16 protein-coding genes and 1 tRNA gene are annotated in these 16,453 nt (G+C 70.4%); 12 read left to right on the plus strand and 5 right to left on the minus strand.

The window, feature by feature from the left end; genetic code table 11:
• Window positions 1–57: 57 nt before the first annotated feature.
• The 5 genes from E8A49_RS06590 (at window position 58) to E8A49_RS06610 (ending at window position 3,862) form a co-directional block, all read left to right on the plus strand.
• Window positions 58–729 (plus strand): hypothetical protein, encoded by a 672-nt coding sequence (locus E8A49_RS06590; RefSeq protein WP_293377908.1) that lies wholly within the window; start codon window positions 58–60, stop codon window positions 727–729.
• A 98-nt stretch (window positions 730–827) separates the two neighbouring features.
• Complete coding sequence (locus E8A49_RS06595) at window positions 828–1,160, plus strand: hypothetical protein (RefSeq protein ID WP_293377911.1); 333 nt, start codon at window positions 828–830, stop codon at window positions 1,158–1,160.
• A 12-nt stretch (window positions 1,161–1,172) separates the two neighbouring features.
• Window positions 1,173–1,808, plus strand: coding sequence for a MarC family protein (locus E8A49_RS06600; protein ID WP_293377914.1), 636 nt, complete (start codon window positions 1,173–1,175; stop codon window positions 1,806–1,808).
• Between the two features lie 100 nt (window positions 1,809–1,908).
• On the plus strand, window positions 1,909–2,211 hold the full coding sequence (locus E8A49_RS06605; RefSeq protein ID WP_293377917.1) for a hypothetical protein: 303 nt from the start codon (window positions 1,909–1,911) through the stop codon (window positions 2,209–2,211).
• A gap of 163 nt (window positions 2,212–2,374) precedes the next feature.
• A complete protein-coding gene (locus tag E8A49_RS06610; RefSeq protein WP_293377921.1) occupies window positions 2,375–3,862 on the plus strand; it encodes a Do family serine endopeptidase in 1,488 nt (495 codons plus the stop codon).
• Between the two features lie 138 nt (window positions 3,863–4,000).
• On the opposite strand, the gene E8A49_RS06615 is transcribed toward E8A49_RS06610, so the two are convergent.
• From E8A49_RS06615 to E8A49_RS06625, 3 genes are all read right to left on the minus strand, one after another.
• A complete protein-coding gene (locus E8A49_RS06615; RefSeq protein ID WP_293377923.1) occupies window positions 4,001–4,627 on the minus strand; it encodes a tyrosine-type recombinase/integrase in 627 nt (208 codons plus the stop codon).
• A gap of 130 nt (window positions 4,628–4,757) precedes the next feature.
• Complete coding sequence (locus E8A49_RS06620) at window positions 4,758–5,462, minus strand: hypothetical protein (RefSeq protein ID WP_293377926.1); 705 nt, start codon at window positions 5,460–5,462, stop codon at window positions 4,758–4,760.
• Between the two features lie 67 nt (window positions 5,463–5,529).
• Window positions 5,530–6,990 (minus strand): PEPxxWA-CTERM sorting domain-containing protein, encoded by a 1,461-nt coding sequence (locus E8A49_RS06625; RefSeq protein WP_293377929.1) that lies wholly within the window; start codon window positions 6,988–6,990, stop codon window positions 5,530–5,532.
• 181 nt (window positions 6,991–7,171) lie between these two features.
• On the opposite strand from E8A49_RS06625, the gene E8A49_RS06630 reads away from it, so the two are divergent.
• Window positions 7,172–9,103 (plus strand): winged helix-turn-helix domain-containing protein, encoded by a 1,932-nt coding sequence (locus tag E8A49_RS06630; protein WP_293377932.1) that lies wholly within the window; start codon window positions 7,172–7,174, stop codon window positions 9,101–9,103.
• A 229-nt stretch (window positions 9,104–9,332) separates the two neighbouring features.
• Here E8A49_RS06630 and E8A49_RS06635 read toward each other — a convergent pair whose 3' ends face one another.
• Window positions 9,333–10,079, minus strand: a complete 747-nt coding sequence (locus E8A49_RS06635) for a glutathione S-transferase N-terminal domain-containing protein (RefSeq protein WP_293377935.1) — start codon at window positions 10,077–10,079, stop codon at window positions 9,333–9,335.
• Window positions 10,080–10,226: 147 nt separating this feature from the next.
• On the opposite strand from E8A49_RS06635, the gene E8A49_RS06640 reads away from it, so the two are divergent.
• The 3 genes from E8A49_RS06640 to E8A49_RS23155 all read left to right on the plus strand — a co-directional run bounded on the left by E8A49_RS06640 (window position 10,227) and on the right by E8A49_RS23155 (window position 12,401).
• Window positions 10,227–10,316: transfer RNA gene (locus tag E8A49_RS06640), tRNA-Ser, on the plus strand.
• Window positions 10,317–10,484: 168 nt separating this feature from the next.
• Window positions 10,485–10,658 carry a hypothetical protein gene (locus tag E8A49_RS06645; RefSeq protein ID WP_293377938.1) on the plus strand — a complete coding sequence of 58 codons (174 nt, stop codon included), beginning with the start codon at window positions 10,485–10,487 and terminating at the stop codon, window positions 10,656–10,658.
• A gap of 207 nt (window positions 10,659–10,865) precedes the next feature.
• On the plus strand, window positions 10,866–12,401 hold the full coding sequence (locus E8A49_RS23155; RefSeq protein WP_366928796.1) for a DUF2239 family protein: 1,536 nt from the start codon (window positions 10,866–10,868) through the stop codon (window positions 12,399–12,401).
• Between the two features lie 10 nt (window positions 12,402–12,411).
• Here E8A49_RS23155 and E8A49_RS06660 read toward each other — a convergent pair whose 3' ends face one another.
• Window positions 12,412–13,527: an alpha/beta hydrolase gene (locus tag E8A49_RS06660; protein ID WP_293377941.1), complete on the minus strand. Its 1,116-nt coding sequence runs from the start codon at window positions 13,525–13,527 to the stop codon at window positions 12,412–12,414.
• A gap of 149 nt (window positions 13,528–13,676) precedes the next feature.
• Between E8A49_RS06660 and E8A49_RS06665 the strand changes: the two genes are divergently transcribed.
• The 3 genes from E8A49_RS06665 to E8A49_RS06675 are packed head-to-tail and all read left to right on the plus strand — an operon-like array spanning window position 13,677 to window position 16,444.
• The gene (locus tag E8A49_RS06665; protein ID WP_293377944.1) at window positions 13,677–14,771 is read left to right on the plus strand and encodes a septal ring lytic transglycosylase RlpA family protein; all 1,095 of its coding nucleotides are present in this window, start codon (window positions 13,677–13,679) and stop codon (window positions 14,769–14,771) included.
• 46 nt (window positions 14,772–14,817) lie between these two features.
• On the plus strand, window positions 14,818–15,453 hold the full coding sequence (gene tmk / locus E8A49_RS06670; protein ID WP_293377947.1) for a dTMP kinase: 636 nt from the start codon (window positions 14,818–14,820) through the stop codon (window positions 15,451–15,453).
• On the plus strand, window positions 15,446–16,444 hold the full coding sequence (locus E8A49_RS06675) for a DNA polymerase III subunit delta' (RefSeq protein WP_293377950.1): 999 nt from the start codon (window positions 15,446–15,448) through the stop codon (window positions 16,442–16,444). The genes tmk and E8A49_RS06675 overlap by 8 nt, the downstream gene beginning before the upstream one ends.
• The last annotated feature ends 9 nt before the right edge of the window (window positions 16,445–16,453 follow it).

A 16,453-nucleotide genomic window follows, 5' to 3' on the forward strand; every position in this document is an offset into this window, starting at 1 on the left:
TGGCTCGGCCCGACCGGGCCAGGGCTCCCTTTTGCACGTCCTGAAAGGAGGATCGCCATGAACGTGCATGTCTCGTCGAAACCCCGCACCGGGCGCGAACGCCTGGGCTCCGCAAGCGCGAAGGCCTTGGCCGCTGGCCTCGCGCTGAGCGTCGGCCTGCAGACCGCTGCAGCCGCACAGCCCACGCCGCAGGCGACCGCGCCGCCGAGCGGCCAATACGCCCCGCCGCCGGCGGGCGCCGAAGCGACCGGATCGATCTACGACCGCGCCGCGCAGGACGCCGATCGGACCTATGCCGACCAATACAGCAGGTGGGCCGCGCAGTACTGCGTCGACAAGCGCAACAACACCGCCGCCGGCGCCGCCATCGGCGGCGTGCTGGGCGCGATCGCCGGCTCTGGCCTCGCCGGTCATGGCGAAAAGGTCGGCGGCGCCGTGCTCGGCGGCGCCCTGGGCGCCACCGCTGGCGCGGCCCTAGGGGCCAGCGCGACGCCGGGCGCGGCCTGTCCGCCCGGCTATGCGGTCGCCGCCGGCGCGCCGGTGTTCGCCTACGCTGGACCCCCGGTCGCCCCGGCGGCGGTCTACGGCCCGGACTGGTACCAGCCCTGGGTGTGGGTGGACGGCCGTTGGGTCTATCGGCCCTACCGCTACTGGTACTGGGACCACAACGCCTACTGGCGGCCCGACTGGCGCCCGGCGCACTGGCGCTACTACGGACACCGCTGGTGAGGTGATGAGGGCGCGACGGCGGTCCAGATCGCTCGCGCCGTCCGAGGTGGCGCCCGGTCCTGCAGGGGCCGGGCGCCCGATCTTCCAGGAGACAAGCCATGACATCGACCTTCGAACCGCGGGCGCATTCGGCGGCGTGGCGAGACGATATCGCCACGCCGGTCACGCCGCCGCGTCTCGCCGACATACTGCGCGCTCCCCACGACGCCTTCAGCCGCCCGGAGTGGCTCGCGCGTCACGTCAGCCTGTCGCCCGACGAAAAACGCGTCGCGCTCTGCGCATGGCTGCACGCCCTTCTCGTTGAGGGTCGCGACGGCCTTCTGAGCGCGGAGGCGGCGCCGGCCCTCGCGGAATTGGACCGGGTGGATCCCGGCGCGGCCGGCGTCTTTCGACGGGCCCTCGCTGCTTCAGGCCTCGCTCTGGTCTCGTGAGACGGTGGACTGATGACTATCGCGGAGCTCGCCACGACGGCGGTGGCCACCCTGCTTGTCGCGTTCGGGCCGGTGGAAACCGCCGCGGTCTTCGGGAGCCTGACCGCCGGCGTGCATCGCCCCGAACGCCTGCGGCTCGCCTGGCAGGCCGTCATGATCGCGGGCGCCGTGCTGATCGCCTTCGCGCTGTTTGGGGTGGCGATGCTCGCGGCCCTGCATATCAGCCTCGACGCCTTCCGCGTCGCCGGGGGCATCCTGCTGCTGATCCAGGCCACCGAACTCATCTTCGCCCATGGGATCGGCCTGTCGGCGCTGACCCGTACCGAGGAGCGGGAAGCGCTGGAACCCGGCGACATCGCGGTCTTTCCCCTGGCGTTCCCGCTGATCGCCGGCCCGGCCAGCTTGACCGCAGTGGTCCTGCTCATGGGCCGCACGGAGGCGGACCCGGTGAAGGCCGGGGTGGTCGTGGCCTGCATGCTGGCCTGCCTGGCGCTGACCTACGTCTGCCTGGTGTCTACGGACATCCTGCATCGCATTCTGCGCACGACCGCCTCCAATGTCGTTGCGCGGCTCTCCGGCATGATCCTCGCGGCGCTCGCCGTGCAGTTCATTTTCGACGGTCTTCGCGGAGCGCGCCTCTTCGCATGAGACCCCTTGAAACCTTTTCGGCGGCTTCCAAATAATTCGCCGCCCGGCGGGATCGCCCGGTCCGGGCGAACGAGAAAGGACAGGTTCAGGAGATGGGCCTATGCGGCTCGCAACGTCAGAACAGCTCATCCAATCGCAAGGCCTGGGCGCCGCCCTTGAGCGGTGGCTTCGCCCCGCCGTCGGGTTTAGCCATCCCCGCGATGTGCTCAAGGACCCGCACCTCGACCTCCCTGACAAACGCGCCATCCTGGCGTCCTGGGCCTCCGACGCCTCGGCCGTCCAGGACGAGCCGAAGCTCCGCTGGTTGCTCGGGACCGCAGAGCCCGTTCCTCTCGACGACGTGCGCGAGGCGCTGGCGCGGCTGGACCGTTGGGAGGGCGCCGATGGCGGTGAGGTTCACTAGCCTCGGCAAGCTCTTGTTGGTCCTTATCCCGGCCGCCGCGGGCCTTGTGGCGCTGGCCGCTGCGCTCAGGGGCCCTTAGGCGCGCCCGATCCCATCCAACCGCATCCCATCCTCTGCCGTGGCGCGACGCGGCCGCGGCCCAGATCAGTTGAAGGACCTGAACATGACGATATCCCGCAAGCTGCTCGCTGGCGCTGGCGCCGGCGCGATCGCCCTCAGCCTGGCCGCCGCCGGCGGCTACATGGCCCACGCGGGCATCGCCGCCGACGGCGCGGTGAACGCCCATCCGATCGCCGCCGCGGCGACCCCGAACACCTTCGCCGACATCATCCAGCGCGTCGCGCCGGCGGTGGTCTCCATCGAGGTCGAAGGCCGGCGCGGTCCGCAGGCCATCGGACTCGCGCCCGACGAAACCTCGCCCTTCGCCGATCCCGACGATTCAGACAGCGACGGGCTGCCGTTCGACCTGCGCCGTTTCTTCGGGCCGGGGCTGCAGGCTCCGTCGCGCACGCCCTTCCGCGGCGCCGGGTCGGGATTCTTCATCTCCCGTGACGGATACCTCGTCACTAACAACCACGTCGTGGCGGGCGCCGAGCGGATCACCGTCCACACCGCCGACGACCGGACGCTGAAAGCCCAGGTGGTCGGCCGCGACCCGGCCACCGACCTTGCGGTGCTCAAGGTGCAGGCGACCGGCGTGCCCTTCGTGAGCTTCGAGGACCGTGCAAAGCCGCGGGTCGGCGATTGGGTCGTGGCGATCGGCAACCCCTTCAATCTCGGCGGGACAGCGACCGCCGGCATCGTCTCGGCGCTGGGTCGGCGGGGCGTCTCGGACTCCAACTACGTCGACTACATGCAGATCGACGCGCCGATCAATCGCGGCAACTCCGGGGGGCCGACCTTCGACCTCGAGGGCCGCGTGGTCGGTGTGAACACCGCGATCTTCACGCCCTCCGGCGGCTCGGTCGGCATCGGCTTCGACATCCCGGCCGACGTCGTGGCCTCGGTGAGCAAGCAACTCATCGCCAAGGGCAGGGTCAGCCGCGGCTATATCGGGGCCACGGTGCAGGACGTCACCCCGGACATCGCCGAGAGCCTCGGCCTGACCGGGAAGGGCGCCCTTGTCGCCGAGGTCGTTCCCGGCGGGCCGGCGGAGGCTGCGGGCCTGCGCTCGGGCGACCTGATCCTGAAGGTCGATGGCCAACCTGTCGCCGGCGCCGCGGACGTGACCCGCCAGGTGGCCCAGGACGGGGCCGGCGCTTCGGTGCGGCTCGAAGTCCGGCGCGACGGGCAGACGCGCCAGATCGCGGTGACCTCGGGTGTCCGGCCCTCGGAGGAAGCGCTGGCCGCGAGTGACGGGGCCTTCACGGATGGCCACGGGTCAGGGGCGAGTGCGCTCGGCCTACGGGTCGCGCCGCAGGCGTCGGGGCAGGGCGTCCGTGTCACCGGTGTGGCGCCGGGATCAGATGCGGCGAGCAAGGGCCTGCGTCCCGGCGACGTCATCGTCCAGGCCGGGGCGCTTCCGGTCCAGGCGCCGGCCGATCTCGCGCGGGCGGTGAAGACCGCCCAGGCGGGCGGCAAGCCGGTGCTGCTGCTCGTGGCGCGCGGCCACCAGCACATCTTCGTGCCCGTTGCGCCGGCCGAAGGCTGATGCGGACCTTTGCGGCGGCGCTCGCGAAAGGCGGCGCGGCCGCGCGGGCAGCGGCGTTGTGGGTAAGGGAGATGTGGTCCCTAGCGGAGCGGCGCCTTTCTGGAGCTGCTCGAATGTCTCCAAGCGGGCACGACCATGTCAGATCTCAATCTGCTCCGACAACTCCAAGGCGTCGTCGACTTCGATGCCAAGGTAGCGAACCGTGCTCTCCAGCTTTCGATGCCCGAGCAGCAGCTGGCAGGCGCGCAGGTTGCCGGTCTTCTTGTAGACTAAGGCCACCTTCGTCCGCCTGAGGCTGTGTGTGCCATACGCGTGAGGCTCCAGGTCGATTCTCGCGACCCATTGGCCGACCAGACGGGCGTATTGCCGGGTGGTCACATGGTCGCCGGGGCGCGATCGGCTGGGGAAGAGCCAATCGTCTGGCCGCTTGCCCCGGCGCGCCAGCCACGCTGTGAGCGAGTCCCGAGTGGGCTCGGTAATCTCGAACGGAACGGGTCGCCCTGTTTTCTGCTGGATGACCGTTGCTCGCTGGCGCAAGACACCACCCGGCGCCACGTCGCTCACCCTGAGCTTGACCAGGTCGCACCCGCGAAGCTTGGCGTCGATTGCGCAATTGAACATCGCCAAGTCGCGAATCTTGCCTGCGGCTCTCAGGTACTGGCGTATGCCCCAGACGTGCTTCGGCTTAAGCGGGGGCTTCGCGCCGATAATGCGACCTGAGTTCCAGGGCCGCTTGGGAATTCGGAAAAGATCGAGTTGAGCCATGGCTCGCCTCCGATGGGCAGCGCCCGCCCAGCTAGCGGCATTCTAGACCTCGTAGCGGCGACGCCCGTCAGCGGACGTTCCGAACGGTGGAGAATTGGGGGAAAGCGGACGTTAGCCAGCCGGCGGTGTGTCACCGACGCTGAGCCGGTCCAGTCGAGCTGGAAGAAGGAGGCTCCATCCCCATGGCGCGACAGAAGGCGCCCGGTTTGCCGGCCGCGAGCGCTAGAGGCAATTCACCCTTGATCGCCAGCGGCGTCAGCGCGCGACGAATGATTGCGGCATTGTTCTCGTCCCGAATGAGCAGAGCGCGGGCCTCTCCGACGGCCTGACGCAGACTTCGCCGTTCGACCTCATCCGGAACCGGCTGTGACGCAAGGGCGCTGATGGTCATCCAGGTCTTTCGCTCATCGACGATGATGCCGATCTGGTTATCCAGGATGCTGGCGAGCTGAGCGTTTCTGACCTGCTCCCCAAGGGGGAAATGCGACGTGATCTGGCCCGAATTGATGACGTTCCGGGTGCTGGTCTGTAGGTAGAACAGGATCGGCCGGAGCGTTTCTCCGGCAGGGCGCGGACCGCCGCGAGCCCACTGCTCGAGTTGGTCCAGGCGCACGCGCATGCAGTCATTTTGGCTGGCGTTGCTGTCCAGATAGGCGATGTCGATGCTGAACTCCCGTCCGAGGGCGTGTCTGGCCTCGCCCGTCTGCCGCGACCAGTGCGAAGCTTCGACCGCCTGCTCGCCTCCCAGCGCCGTCAGCACGCCGACGACGATGATCAGGTACTCTTTCAGGAACTCCCGAAGGCCATGCCACGGCTTAGGCTTGTGGATGTCCATGCCGCCCCCCCGGCAGATAGCTGAGCAGTCACGGTAGGCGGACTAGCCACAGGTCGGCAATGGGTGGTTAGCGGGCGCCCATCGTAACCATCGCCAAGGGAAGTCCAGCCAGCTCTTGGGACGCGGCCTTCGCGGCCGGCGCGCGCGATCTGCGGCTGTGCCGAAGCCCGGCGCCCGCCAGCGCAAAGCCGCCGATCATCAGCGCCCAGGAGGCCGGCTCCGGAACGCCCGCCGTTGGCGTCACGGTCTCTTGGAAGGTGGCGGCGCCCTGGAACGTGTCGAGCTCGAGTTCGCCGCCCGTCGTTGCGATGGAGCTGGCCTCGTAGTTGACCGGGCTGGTTAGCGGCCCGATCGATCGCCCGAGGTCAAACCCGCGGAGCGCGTCCACCTCATCGACGCCGACGATAGTGAAATAGATGCCCGCAAGGCCCGCCCCGCCCGTCGTGCCGAAGGCATAGGCGACGCCAAGGTGCTCGAACTGCACGTCGAACGCCGAACCGGAGTCCAGCGTGCCGGTCACGCCCTCGGACGACAGCGCGATGTTGTAGACCTCGTTCGGCGCGTAGGTCTCCACCGGTGAGGTCTTCGTGGCCTGGCCGGTCATCACCAAGGCCTGGTCGGTGAACGCCGCGCCGTCGAGCGTTCCCGAGGCCTCGAAGGTGACGGTGAAATCATAAGTGGCCGCGCCGGCTGCGCCGGCCGCGCTCAACGCGCTCGCGATAGAGGCGCCCGCCAGCAGCCGCGTCCTGGTTTTCATCGACATGCGCGCGACTTGCCCGCGCCGGCGCCGGCGAAACCGAAGCCCCGCGCCAGCGAGACCGAAACCGGTGATCATCAACATCCAGGCTGCGGGCTCGGGGACGGCTCCGCCGGTGGCGCCGGTGGGCACGCTTTCGAGGCGAAGGCTCTCTCGTACGCCGTTGTCGTCTACGCTCGTCGTTTCGTCGGTGAAGACGCCTCTGGGCCCAAACCCGGCGCTCGTTGAGCTGCCGTAGGCGTCGCCAAGGGTAAATCCGGGCGCTTGGCTGACCGTCAGCTCCGAAGGAAAGCCGCCCTCCCATTCGTCGCCGATAAGCGCGGCGCCCATGTCACCGCCGAGGACGAGGTAGTAGGTCCCGGCCGCGAGATTGAGCCCCGTGGCGAGGGTCGTATAGTCCGCGTCGCCAAAGCCGATGGGCGAGGACGCCGGCGGCGAATAGACGCCTGACGCCACCACATCGCCGATGCCTGTGCCGAGACCGATTTCGGTCGTGATCCACCATCTGGGCGCGGCGACCGTGTCGCCGTTGGTGTTGACGACGGCGGCGACCGACACATTGGAGGCGGCGATGGTCTGGGTCCAGCTCTGCGCGATGGCGACGTTGTTGCTGGATAGCAAGAAGCCTATGGAGCCGGTCCCGTTATCGGCGACGTCGATCAAGGTCTGCGCATTGGCCGGTGCTGCGGCGGTGAGAAGGGCGGTCGCCGCCAGTGCAGCTCCCACCACGCCCCCGATGGCCTGCGATGCGCCGCGACGTGAATGGCTCATAAGATACTCCCGTGAACTCTCGCCCGACCTCGGGCGTCACGAGAAGTGTCCGCTGCAACGCGAAAATCCGGTTGTGATCGATGCGTGGTCAGAGGCCGATTTCTTGCCGATCTTCGTCCGGCCAGGAGTTGTGGTAGCGTGACCGGCGAGTGCAATCGCGGGCGTCGACGCTTGATCCGTCATGAGTTCCTCCGTCAACGCCGGCCGCATCGACCTGTCACAGGAGCCCGATTTCGACCTCGGCGCGCTGCGGGTTCGCCCGTCGCGGCGCGAGGTGGAAGGCCTCGGCGCGGCGCATGTTCTGCAGCCCCGGATCATGCAAGTGCTGGTCGCCCTGGCGCATCCGACGGCCGAGGTGGTGTCGCAGGACGAGCTGGTTCAACGCTGCTGGGCCGGCCTCGCGGTCGGTGATGACGCGATCCGCCGAGGCATCGCCGAGCTTCGCCGGCTCGCGGCGACCTGGAGCGAACCTCCGTTCAAGATCATGACGGTCGCTGGCGTCGGCTATCGGCTTGAGGTCACGGCCGCGGCCGCGGGCGAGGCGTCGCCGATAGCGTTCGGCGCGGGGCCACGGGCGGAGAGGCCGATGATGGGCGTCCCGGGACGCCGGACTGGCCTGCTGGCCGCCGCAGCTCTCCTGATGGTCTGCGCTTGCGCGGCCACGGCGTGGGGCTTGCGATCCAACGCGGTCCACCGGGTGCTGTCGGTGGAGCCCTTGCACGCCGCAGGGGGTGATGCGCCGGCCCAGGAGGTGATGCTGGGATTGTCGGGGGACCTGACCCACGCGTTGGTCGGCAACCCGGCGCAGATCGTCGTGGGTCAGGCGGGCGAGGCGTCGGTGCGCTCCAAGGATGTCGATCTGATCGTCTCCGGCAATGTCGCGACAATCGCCAGCCGGCTGCAGGCGCATGTGCAACTGACCAACGCCCGCGGCGGGGCGATCCTCTGGGCCAACGATTTCGTTGGTGATCCTGGCCGCCCAGACGTCCTGCGCGAGCAGATCGCCACCAAGTCCGACGCCGTGATCAATTGCGCGCTAAGCACCCGGCACGGCGGCGCCGCGCGAATCTCTGACGAAGCCAACCGGCTGTATCTGCGGGCCTGCGACTTCATCGAACAATACCGGCTGAACGAAGCGCTCGAACCGCTGCGGCAGGTCACGGTGCTGGAGCCTCGGTTCGCGCGCGCCTGGGCCGATCTGGCGACAACTCAGGCCCTGACCGTCGATGGGTCTGACCCGGCGCGCGACGCCGCGACCTTCCGCGAGGCCACCGCGAACGCGAGGCGGGCGCTGGCGCTCGATCCGAAGACCGGCATCGCCTACTACGCCATCGCCCAGACCCTGCCGGGGATCGCCAACTGGCAGCGTCGGGTCGACACGATTGGACAGGGCCTCAAGGTCGAACCTGACAGCTCAGAGCTGAACAATGCCATGGCGAAGGAATTGAAGCGCGTCGGCCGGTCCGACGAGGCGATTGTCTACTATCGGCGGTCGATGGCGGCGGACCCATTGGACCCTGTGAAAACCGCCACTCTGTTCTCCGCCCTGGCCTTCGACGGCCAGACGGATGAGGCGCAGACCCTAATTGATCGAGCCCTGCGCCTCTGGCCGCAAAACGCGATCATATGGGACCAAGCGTTCGGGGTTGAGCTCAAGATCGGCGATCCGCAGAAGGCGCGCGCGATGCTGGACGACCCGCAACGTCCCAGCCTGCGTGACCCGGATCGGTTGTCGTTTGTCTTGCTCTGGCTGCGGATGCGGCAGGATCCCAGCGCCGCGAACATCGCCGCGGTGACGGCGCAGTTGGACGCCAGGGCTGCCGCCGCGCCAGGAGATGACCGGTTGCCGGATGCGCTCCGGCTTTCCGAGATGGGAAAGATCGACGCCGCCTACCGCAACGCGCTCGCAGCCCCAGGAGGGGCTGACGAGGAGAACGACGGGCTGCTGTTCCGGGCTAGCGCGACAACCTTTCGCCGCGACCCGAGGTTCATGAGCCTCGCGGCCCGACGCGGCCTGGTCGCGATCTGGCGCGCCACCGGCGTCTGGCCGGACTTCTGCGCCGGCCCGTCAGCGCCCTATGACTGCAGGGCCATCGCGGCGACGGTTCGCTAGCGCCAACCGCGCCGACCGGCTTGGTCTTGAAGGTCCGAGATGGGTCGTTATTTCGCGTTGGATCGCCGCCCGAAACGCGCCGTTGGCGATCTCTCCCTGCGGAGCCACGCGAACGGTGAGTTTCCGGACGGATGCCAATGACCGCAGCTGGCGCAACTCTGCCTTCACCATTCGCCGTCGTCGGTCCGCTTCGAGCCGCAACCGGCCTGACCTGGCCGGATTTGGCCCCCTACACCTCCAACAACCCGCCCTCCGGCGCGGGGCGGGCGCGTTGGTTGTAGAGGAGCTTGCGGCGGCGGGCCTGTTCTTCGGGGGGCAGGGTGGCGGGATCCTCGGCGGGGACGCCGGCGGTGACGGCCATGCCGTTGATGACGGCGGGGCGCTCGGACAGCTCGTCGAACCAGCGCTTGAAGTACTTGAACTCGTCGAGGTCGATGCCCTGCAGCTTCCAGCTGGCGGTCCAGGGGTAGCAGATCATGTCGGCGACGGAGTAGTCGGCGCCCGCGACATAGCGGCGGTCGAACAGGCGGTTGTTCAGGACGCCGTACATGCGGTGCACCTCGTCGTTGAAGCGCCGCTGGGCGTAGGACTGGTCGCCGGCCTCGGGCGGCACGCGGGAGAAGTGGCCGCGCTCGCCGGTCTTGGGGCCCTGGTTGGCCATCTGCCACATCACCCACTGGACGACCTCGTACTTGGCGCGGACATCCTGCTGCGGCCAGAAGCGGCCCTCCTTCTCGGCCAGGTAGAGCATGATCGCGCCGCTCTCGAAGACGCTGACCGGCTCGCCGCCGCCGGCCGGGGCGGTGTCGACCAGGGCCGGCATGCGGTTGTTGGGGCTGATCTTCAGGGCGGCGTCGGTGAACTGATCGCCGCGGCCGATGTTCATGGGCGCGATCTCGTAGGGGACGCCCAGCTCCTCCAAGAGGATCGTCACCTTCTTGCCGTTCGGGGTCGGCCAGTAGTGGAGCTGGTACATCGGAGGGACCTCATCCTGACGCTGGGGGAGGCCGACCCTAGCGCCGGGCGGCGCGGCGGCAATCGACAAGTCCTGAGGGCCGGTTGAGATCGGCTCGCCGTCGGCGCCCTGTCGGCGCGCGCCGCCCTTTGCTAAACACCGCGCTCCGGACGGGTGGCCGAGTGGTTTAAGGCAGCGGTCTTGAAAACCGCCGTGGGTGCGAGCCCACCGTGGGTTCGAATCCCACCCCGTCCGCCAGCCAGCCCGGCGCGATTTATACCCGCGTAATTTGAACTCCGGTACGCCTGCTACCCAGGGCTGCGGGATTGCCCTGTAAAGTGAATTTTTCGCTTCAGCGGCGCGGAATCCGAGTCGACTTCAACATGGTTAAGGTGCGAGCTGTCCGTCGCGGAACGGGGACGCGCAATGGACAATTTCTTGGTGATTCTGGCGGTCGGGGGCCTTGGGGTCGTGGCGGCGTTCGTCGGCGCCTTCCTGTCCAGCGAGACGGTGCACTCCGAGGGGCTGATGGGCGCCTTCCGGCGGCTGCATTGGAAGATCTCGGCGACCGAGCGCTATCGGCGCCCTTACGGCTCCTGACGTCGCCGGCCAGGCCGGCGTGACAACGAGCTTCAAACAGCCCTCAAGCCAGTGCAGGGCAGGCTGGGTGTCTGCGTCCGAGCTCGCGGTCACACCGGCGCGGGCGCTGACGCGGCGTTGCCGACGCGCTATATTTACCCGGGTATATTGATTTCGATATTTACCCGGGTATAAGCCCCGCTCTGCGCTTCGCGGGGGAACAGATTCATGCCGTCCATCATCGCCTTCGCGGGGGATCAACGCATCGCGGCGGGCGACCCCATCGACGTGGCGCTCGCGGCGAAGCGGCGGCTCGACGGCGGGGAGGCGCGGCCGATGCTGGTGTTCGACGCCGCGACGAGCGAGCCGGTTGAACTGGATCTCCGCGGAGACGAGGCCGCGATCCGCGCCCGCCTGGCGCCGCGGGCCGAGCCCGAGGCCCAGCCGGTCCCGGCGAGGGGGCGGCCGAAACTGGGGGTGGTGGCGCGGGAGGTCACGCTGCTGCCCCGGCAATGGGACTGGCTGGCGACGCAGCGGGGCGGGGCGTCGGCGGCCTTGCGCCAGCTGGTGAGCGCCGCCCAGCGGGAGGGCGCCGGCGCGGACGCCCGGCGTCGCGGGCAGGAGGCCTTGCACCGCTTCATCACCGTCATGGCCGGCGACGCGCCGGGCTATGAGGCGGCGGTGCGGGCGCTGTTCGCAGGGGATGCGGAGGGGTTCCGGTCGCGGCTCGACGCCTGGCCCGAGGACGTCCGGGCGCACGCGTTGGCGCTGGCCGAGGAGGCGTTCGCGGCCTCGCCGCTGGCGCGTTGGGTTCCGGCGGAGCGCCGGGCCGCGGCGGAAGCCGCCCTGCGCGCGGTGGTCGGCGATGTGGAGATCACCGGCGTGGAACCGCTGACCGCGGGCGCGTCGGGGGCGAGCGTCCTGCGGGTCGAGGCCGGCGCGGGGCGGTATGTCCTGCGGCTGGACGGTCCCGGCGACGGGTTCCGCGACCCCGCGCGCCAGTACGCCTGCCACGCCATCGCCGCCCAGGCAGGGGTCGCGCCCAGGCTGCTGTACGCCGATGTCGAGACGCGCATTTCCGTCGCGGCCTTCCTGGTGGAAGGGCCCGCGGAGGCCAAGGCGGACCGGCTGGCGGCGCTGGCCCGGTCGCTGCGCACACTGCACGACGCGCCGCTGTTCCCGCCGCTGATGCCGTTCCTGGAGGCCATGGAGCGGCTGATGGCGGGCTTCGTGGCGGCGGAGATCGCGCCAGCGGAACTGTCGGCGAAGCTGACCGCGCTCTTCGGCCGGATCCGGGGCGCCTACAGGCTGGCGGCGGAGGACGTCGTCTCCAGCCACAACGACCTCAATCCCGCCAACCTGGTCTTCGCGGACGGCCGGGCGATGCTGCTCGACTGGGAAACGGCCTTCGCCGCCGACCGCTATCTGGACCTGGCGACGGCGGCGAACTTCCATGCCGAGGGCGAGGCAGAGCTGACCCTGTTCCTGACGCGGTATTTCGGCCGGCCGGCCGCGCCGGAGGAACGGGCGCGGCTGGCGCTGATGCGGCAGGTGAGCCGGCTCTATTACGGCGCGATGCTGCTGAGCGCCGTCTGGCGGAGCGATCCGGGTTTCAGGCTCAGCCCGGAGGTCTTCGCGCGGCTGGGGTCCGCGCCGCGGTCCGAGCGCAGGGCCTCGCCAGCCACGCCGGGGGGAAAGATCGAACTCGGCTGCTTCTTCCTGGCCGCCGCCCTGGCCGCGGAGGATGTGGCGCCGGCGGCCTGAGCCGGCCTCGCTAGACCGGTGGGAAGATCACCTTCAGCACGTCGTCGGTGGTGAAGACGCAGCGGTCGTTGTGGCCGCATTCCGGGACGATCTGGCTCTTGGCGTGGCCGCCGAAATGCTCATTCAGGTACTTCACGAAGGCTTCCCCGCGGGCGCGGCGGGTCGCGCCCTGGGCCATGGCGCTGGGCGAGCCGTCGAAGCCGCCGAGCGGCAGGGTGTCCACCTGGCTGAAGAGATAGGTGGCCGGCCGCCCGGCGAGCTGGCCGCGCAACTGGGCGTCGCTTTCCTGGGCCGCATAGCCGCTGCGTTCGGCGAAGCCGTAGGGCCATTGGTCGTACTTCGGCGCCTTGTCGGCGGCGGCGAAGGGGCCGTAGCTGAAATGGGTGTGGACCTCTTCGCTCTCCCAGCCGCGCACGGCGTTGGCGGGGGCCGCGTCGTCCACCGGCAGCGGCCGGGTGGCGTCGGGCCAGGCGTAGCTGGACGGGTTGGCGACGACGTAGACGACCGGCGTCCCCAGGGTCTCATGGACGCGGTTGGCCATCTCGTAGCGCGAGACGAACTGGCCGCCGGCCGAATGGCCCGCGACCACGATGACCTTCAGGTTGGGGAACACCTTCTTGTCGGCCAGCCGGCGCAGGATTTCGTCGACGAAGTCGAAGGAGGTGAGCGCCGGGTCGCTGGCCGCCTTGCCGCCGGAGCGCCAGCTGTCGCCCCCGCAGCTCCAGCTCACCTCGTGGGGGGCCAGCGCGTCCTTGCAGCCGCCGTCAGCCGAGCGCAGGGCGGGCGCGATGACGATGGTGTCGTCCAGCGCCTTGGCCAGGAAGGCCGCGCCGGTGGCGGTCGTGAAGTAGTGGTCGGCGTTGCGCAGGGTGCCATGGACCATGATCAGCGCGCGGCGCACATGGGCGTTGGGCGCGCTCAGCGGGTAGGTCGAATAGACCATCGACCGCGCGCCGCTCTTGCCCAGGGCCACCCACTGGACGCAGGCCTCGGAGGCCTCAAGGCAGGGCTTCGGCGGCTGACGGGCCGGCGGCTTGACCGGGGCCGCCGCGGCGACGAAGCCCGAGGCGGCCGCGACGGCCGCGCCCAGGGCCAGGGCCCGCCAAAGACCTGTTTTTCCGACCATGCGATCCGTCTCCCAACCTTCGCCATGGGTAGCGGGGCGGCGCGGCTGCGGCAACTGGCCCCAGGGCGGCGCGGCAAGCTTCGGTTAACCCTGGCGAAAGCTTCCATCCGCACCCTGGAGCGACGCCGCAAACAGGGCAGGGGAATCGCATGGACCGCCGTCTGTTGGCCAAGACCGGGCGCTGGGCTGCGCTGCTGATGACGGGCGCGTCGCTGGCGGCCTGCGGCGGCGTCACGCCGAAGTACGCCGTGGGCATGGGGCCGGGCTCGGGCGCCCAGGCGGCGCGGCCGCCGTCGAACGGCAAGACCGGCACCAACGCCCCCTATCAGGTGGGCGGCATCTGGTACGTGCCGCACGAGCAGCCGCACTATGACGAGACCGGCATCGCCTCCTGGTACGGCGACGCCTTCCAGCTGAAGGCGACCGCCGACGGCGAGATCTTCGACATGAACCAGTTCTCCGCGGCGCACACGACCCTGCCGCTGCCCTCGATGGTGGAGGTGACCAACCTCGACAACGGCCGCAAGATGGTGGTGCGGGTGAACGACCGCGGGCCCTTCGTGGGCGGGCGGATCATCGACCTCAGCCATGCCGCCGCGCGCGAGCTGGGCTACGACCGCGCCGGGATCGCCCATGTGCGGGTGCGCTACGTCGGGCCCGCGCCGCTGGCCGGGCCGGACGCCGGCGTGCGCTACGCCCAGGCGGCGCCGCCCATGGCGGTCCAAAGGGTCTCCACGCCGCGGATCGCAGGGCCCGACGATCTCGCCCCGACGTCCGATCGGCGCCGGCCGGCGGACGAGGACATCTTCGCCGACGCCGGACCGGCGGCCGCCGCGGCCGGGGCGGTCGCCATCGCGGTCACGCCCCTGGTCCCGCGGCCGCAGCCGGTGTCGGTGAGCTCGCTCGCGCCCCTGCCGAGCGCGCGCCCGGCCATCGCCGCGGCGCCCGACGTTCCCGACCAGGGCGGCCAGGCCGACGGCTTCCACGAGGCGCCGGCGACCCAGGCCTTCCGCATCCAGGCCGGCGCCTTCGGCGACCAGGAGAACGCCCGGCGCGCGGCGGCCCAGCTCGCCCCCGCCGGCGCGGCGACCATCGAGCCGTTCCAGCGCGGCGGCGTCACCCTCTACCTGGTGATCCTGCCCGGGCCGGCGGACGAGGCCGAGGCCTACGCCTTCCGCGACAAGATCGCCGGCGCGGGCTTCGCCGACGCGCGGGTGCTGCGCCCGCAGACGCCGTTGCAGTAGGCCTGCGCTTACTGGACTTCGTGGACGAACCGTCCATCTTGGACGGGTGGTCGATGGACGGTTCATTACATTCGAAGGCGGCGAGGGGGCTGGGAAATCCACCCAGCTCAAACGCCTCGCCGCGCGCCTGCAGGCGTCCGGCCGCGAGGTCGTGAGCACCCGCGAGCCCGGCGGCTCGCCCGGCGCCGAGGCGATCCGCGAACTGGTGCTGAACGGCGCCGCCGACCGCTGGAGCCCGGTCACCGAAACGCTGCTGATGTACGCCGCCCGCCGCGACCATGTGGAGCGGGTGATCCGTCCGGCCCTGGCGCGCGGGGCCTGGGTGGTGTGCGACCGCTTCGCCGATTCCACGCGGGCCTATCAGGGCGCGGCCGGCGGCGCGGACCCGGCGCTGATCGCGGCGCTGGAGACCCACATCCTGGAGGCCACCCGGCCGGACCTGACGCTGATCTTCGACCTGCCGGTCGAGGAGGGCCTGGCGCGGGCGACCGCGCGGGCGGGCTCGGAGATGCGGTTCGAATCCAAGGGCCTGGCCTTCCACCGGCGGCTGCGCGCGGGCTTCCTGGCGATCGCCGAGGCCGAGCCGGAGCGCTGCGCGGCGATCGACGCCTCCGGGTCGCTGGAGGACGTGGAGGCCCGCGTCTGGGCCGCCGTCGAGGGGCGGCTGGCGGTCCATGGCTGAGCCGCGCCATCCCCGCGAGGTCTTCGACCTCACCGGCCATGAGGCGACGGAAGAGGCCTTCGAGGCCGCGCGGGCGCGGGGCCGGCTGCACCACGCCTGGCTGCTGACCGGGCCGGAAGGCGCGGGCAAGGCGACCTTCGCCTACCGCGCGGCGCGGCGGCTGCTGGGCGCGCCCGCCGACCCGGCCTATGGCGTGCTGGGCGCCAGTCCCGACCATCCGGTCAGCCGCCAGGTCATCGCCCGCTCGCACCCCGACCTCTTTGTGCTGGAGCGCGTCGGCGAGGACGGCAAGGTCCGCAAGGTGATCCCGGTGGACGAGGCCCGCGCGCTCTCGGAGTTCTTCTCCAAGTCGCCGGCCTCGGCGCCGCACCGGGTGGCGATTGTCGACGCCATCGACGACCTGAACGTCAACGCCGCCAACGCCATCCTGAAGACCCTGGAAGAGCCGCCGCCGCACGGGGTGCTGCTGATGGTCAGCCATTCGCCGGGGCGGCTGTTGCCGACCATCCGCTCGCGCTGCCGCCGGCTGGCCTTCGAACCCCTGCCGCTGGAAGCCGCCGCCGCCTTCGTCCGCGAACGCGAGGACGTCAGCGCCGAGGATGCGCTCAGGCTCGCCAAGATGGCCAATGGCGCGCCGGGCCGCGCCTGGGCGCTGGCCGGCGCCGGCGCCATCGCCATGGACGATGCGGCGCGCAGCCTCCTGGAAGACCTGCCGCGGCTGGACGAGGCGCTGGCGCTGTCCCTGGCCGACAGGTTCCGCGGCGGCGAGGGGATGGCGCAGTTCCAGCTGCTGTTCGACCGCCTGGCCGAGCGGGTGCACGGCTTCGCCGCCGAGCGGGCGCATCAGGGGATCGGCGGCCTGGACCGCTGGGCCGGCGCCTGGGAGACCCTGCAGCGCCTGCCGCGCGAGGCCGAGGCGCTGAACCTGGACCGGGCCGACGCGCTGTTCACCGCCCTTGGGGAGTTGCGCCAGGCGGCGCGGGCGGCCTAGAGCCTGCCC

This window comes from Phenylobacterium sp. (genome assembly GCF_004799515.1).
Taxonomy (GTDB): Bacteria; Pseudomonadota; Alphaproteobacteria; order Caulobacterales; family Caulobacteraceae; genus Phenylobacterium.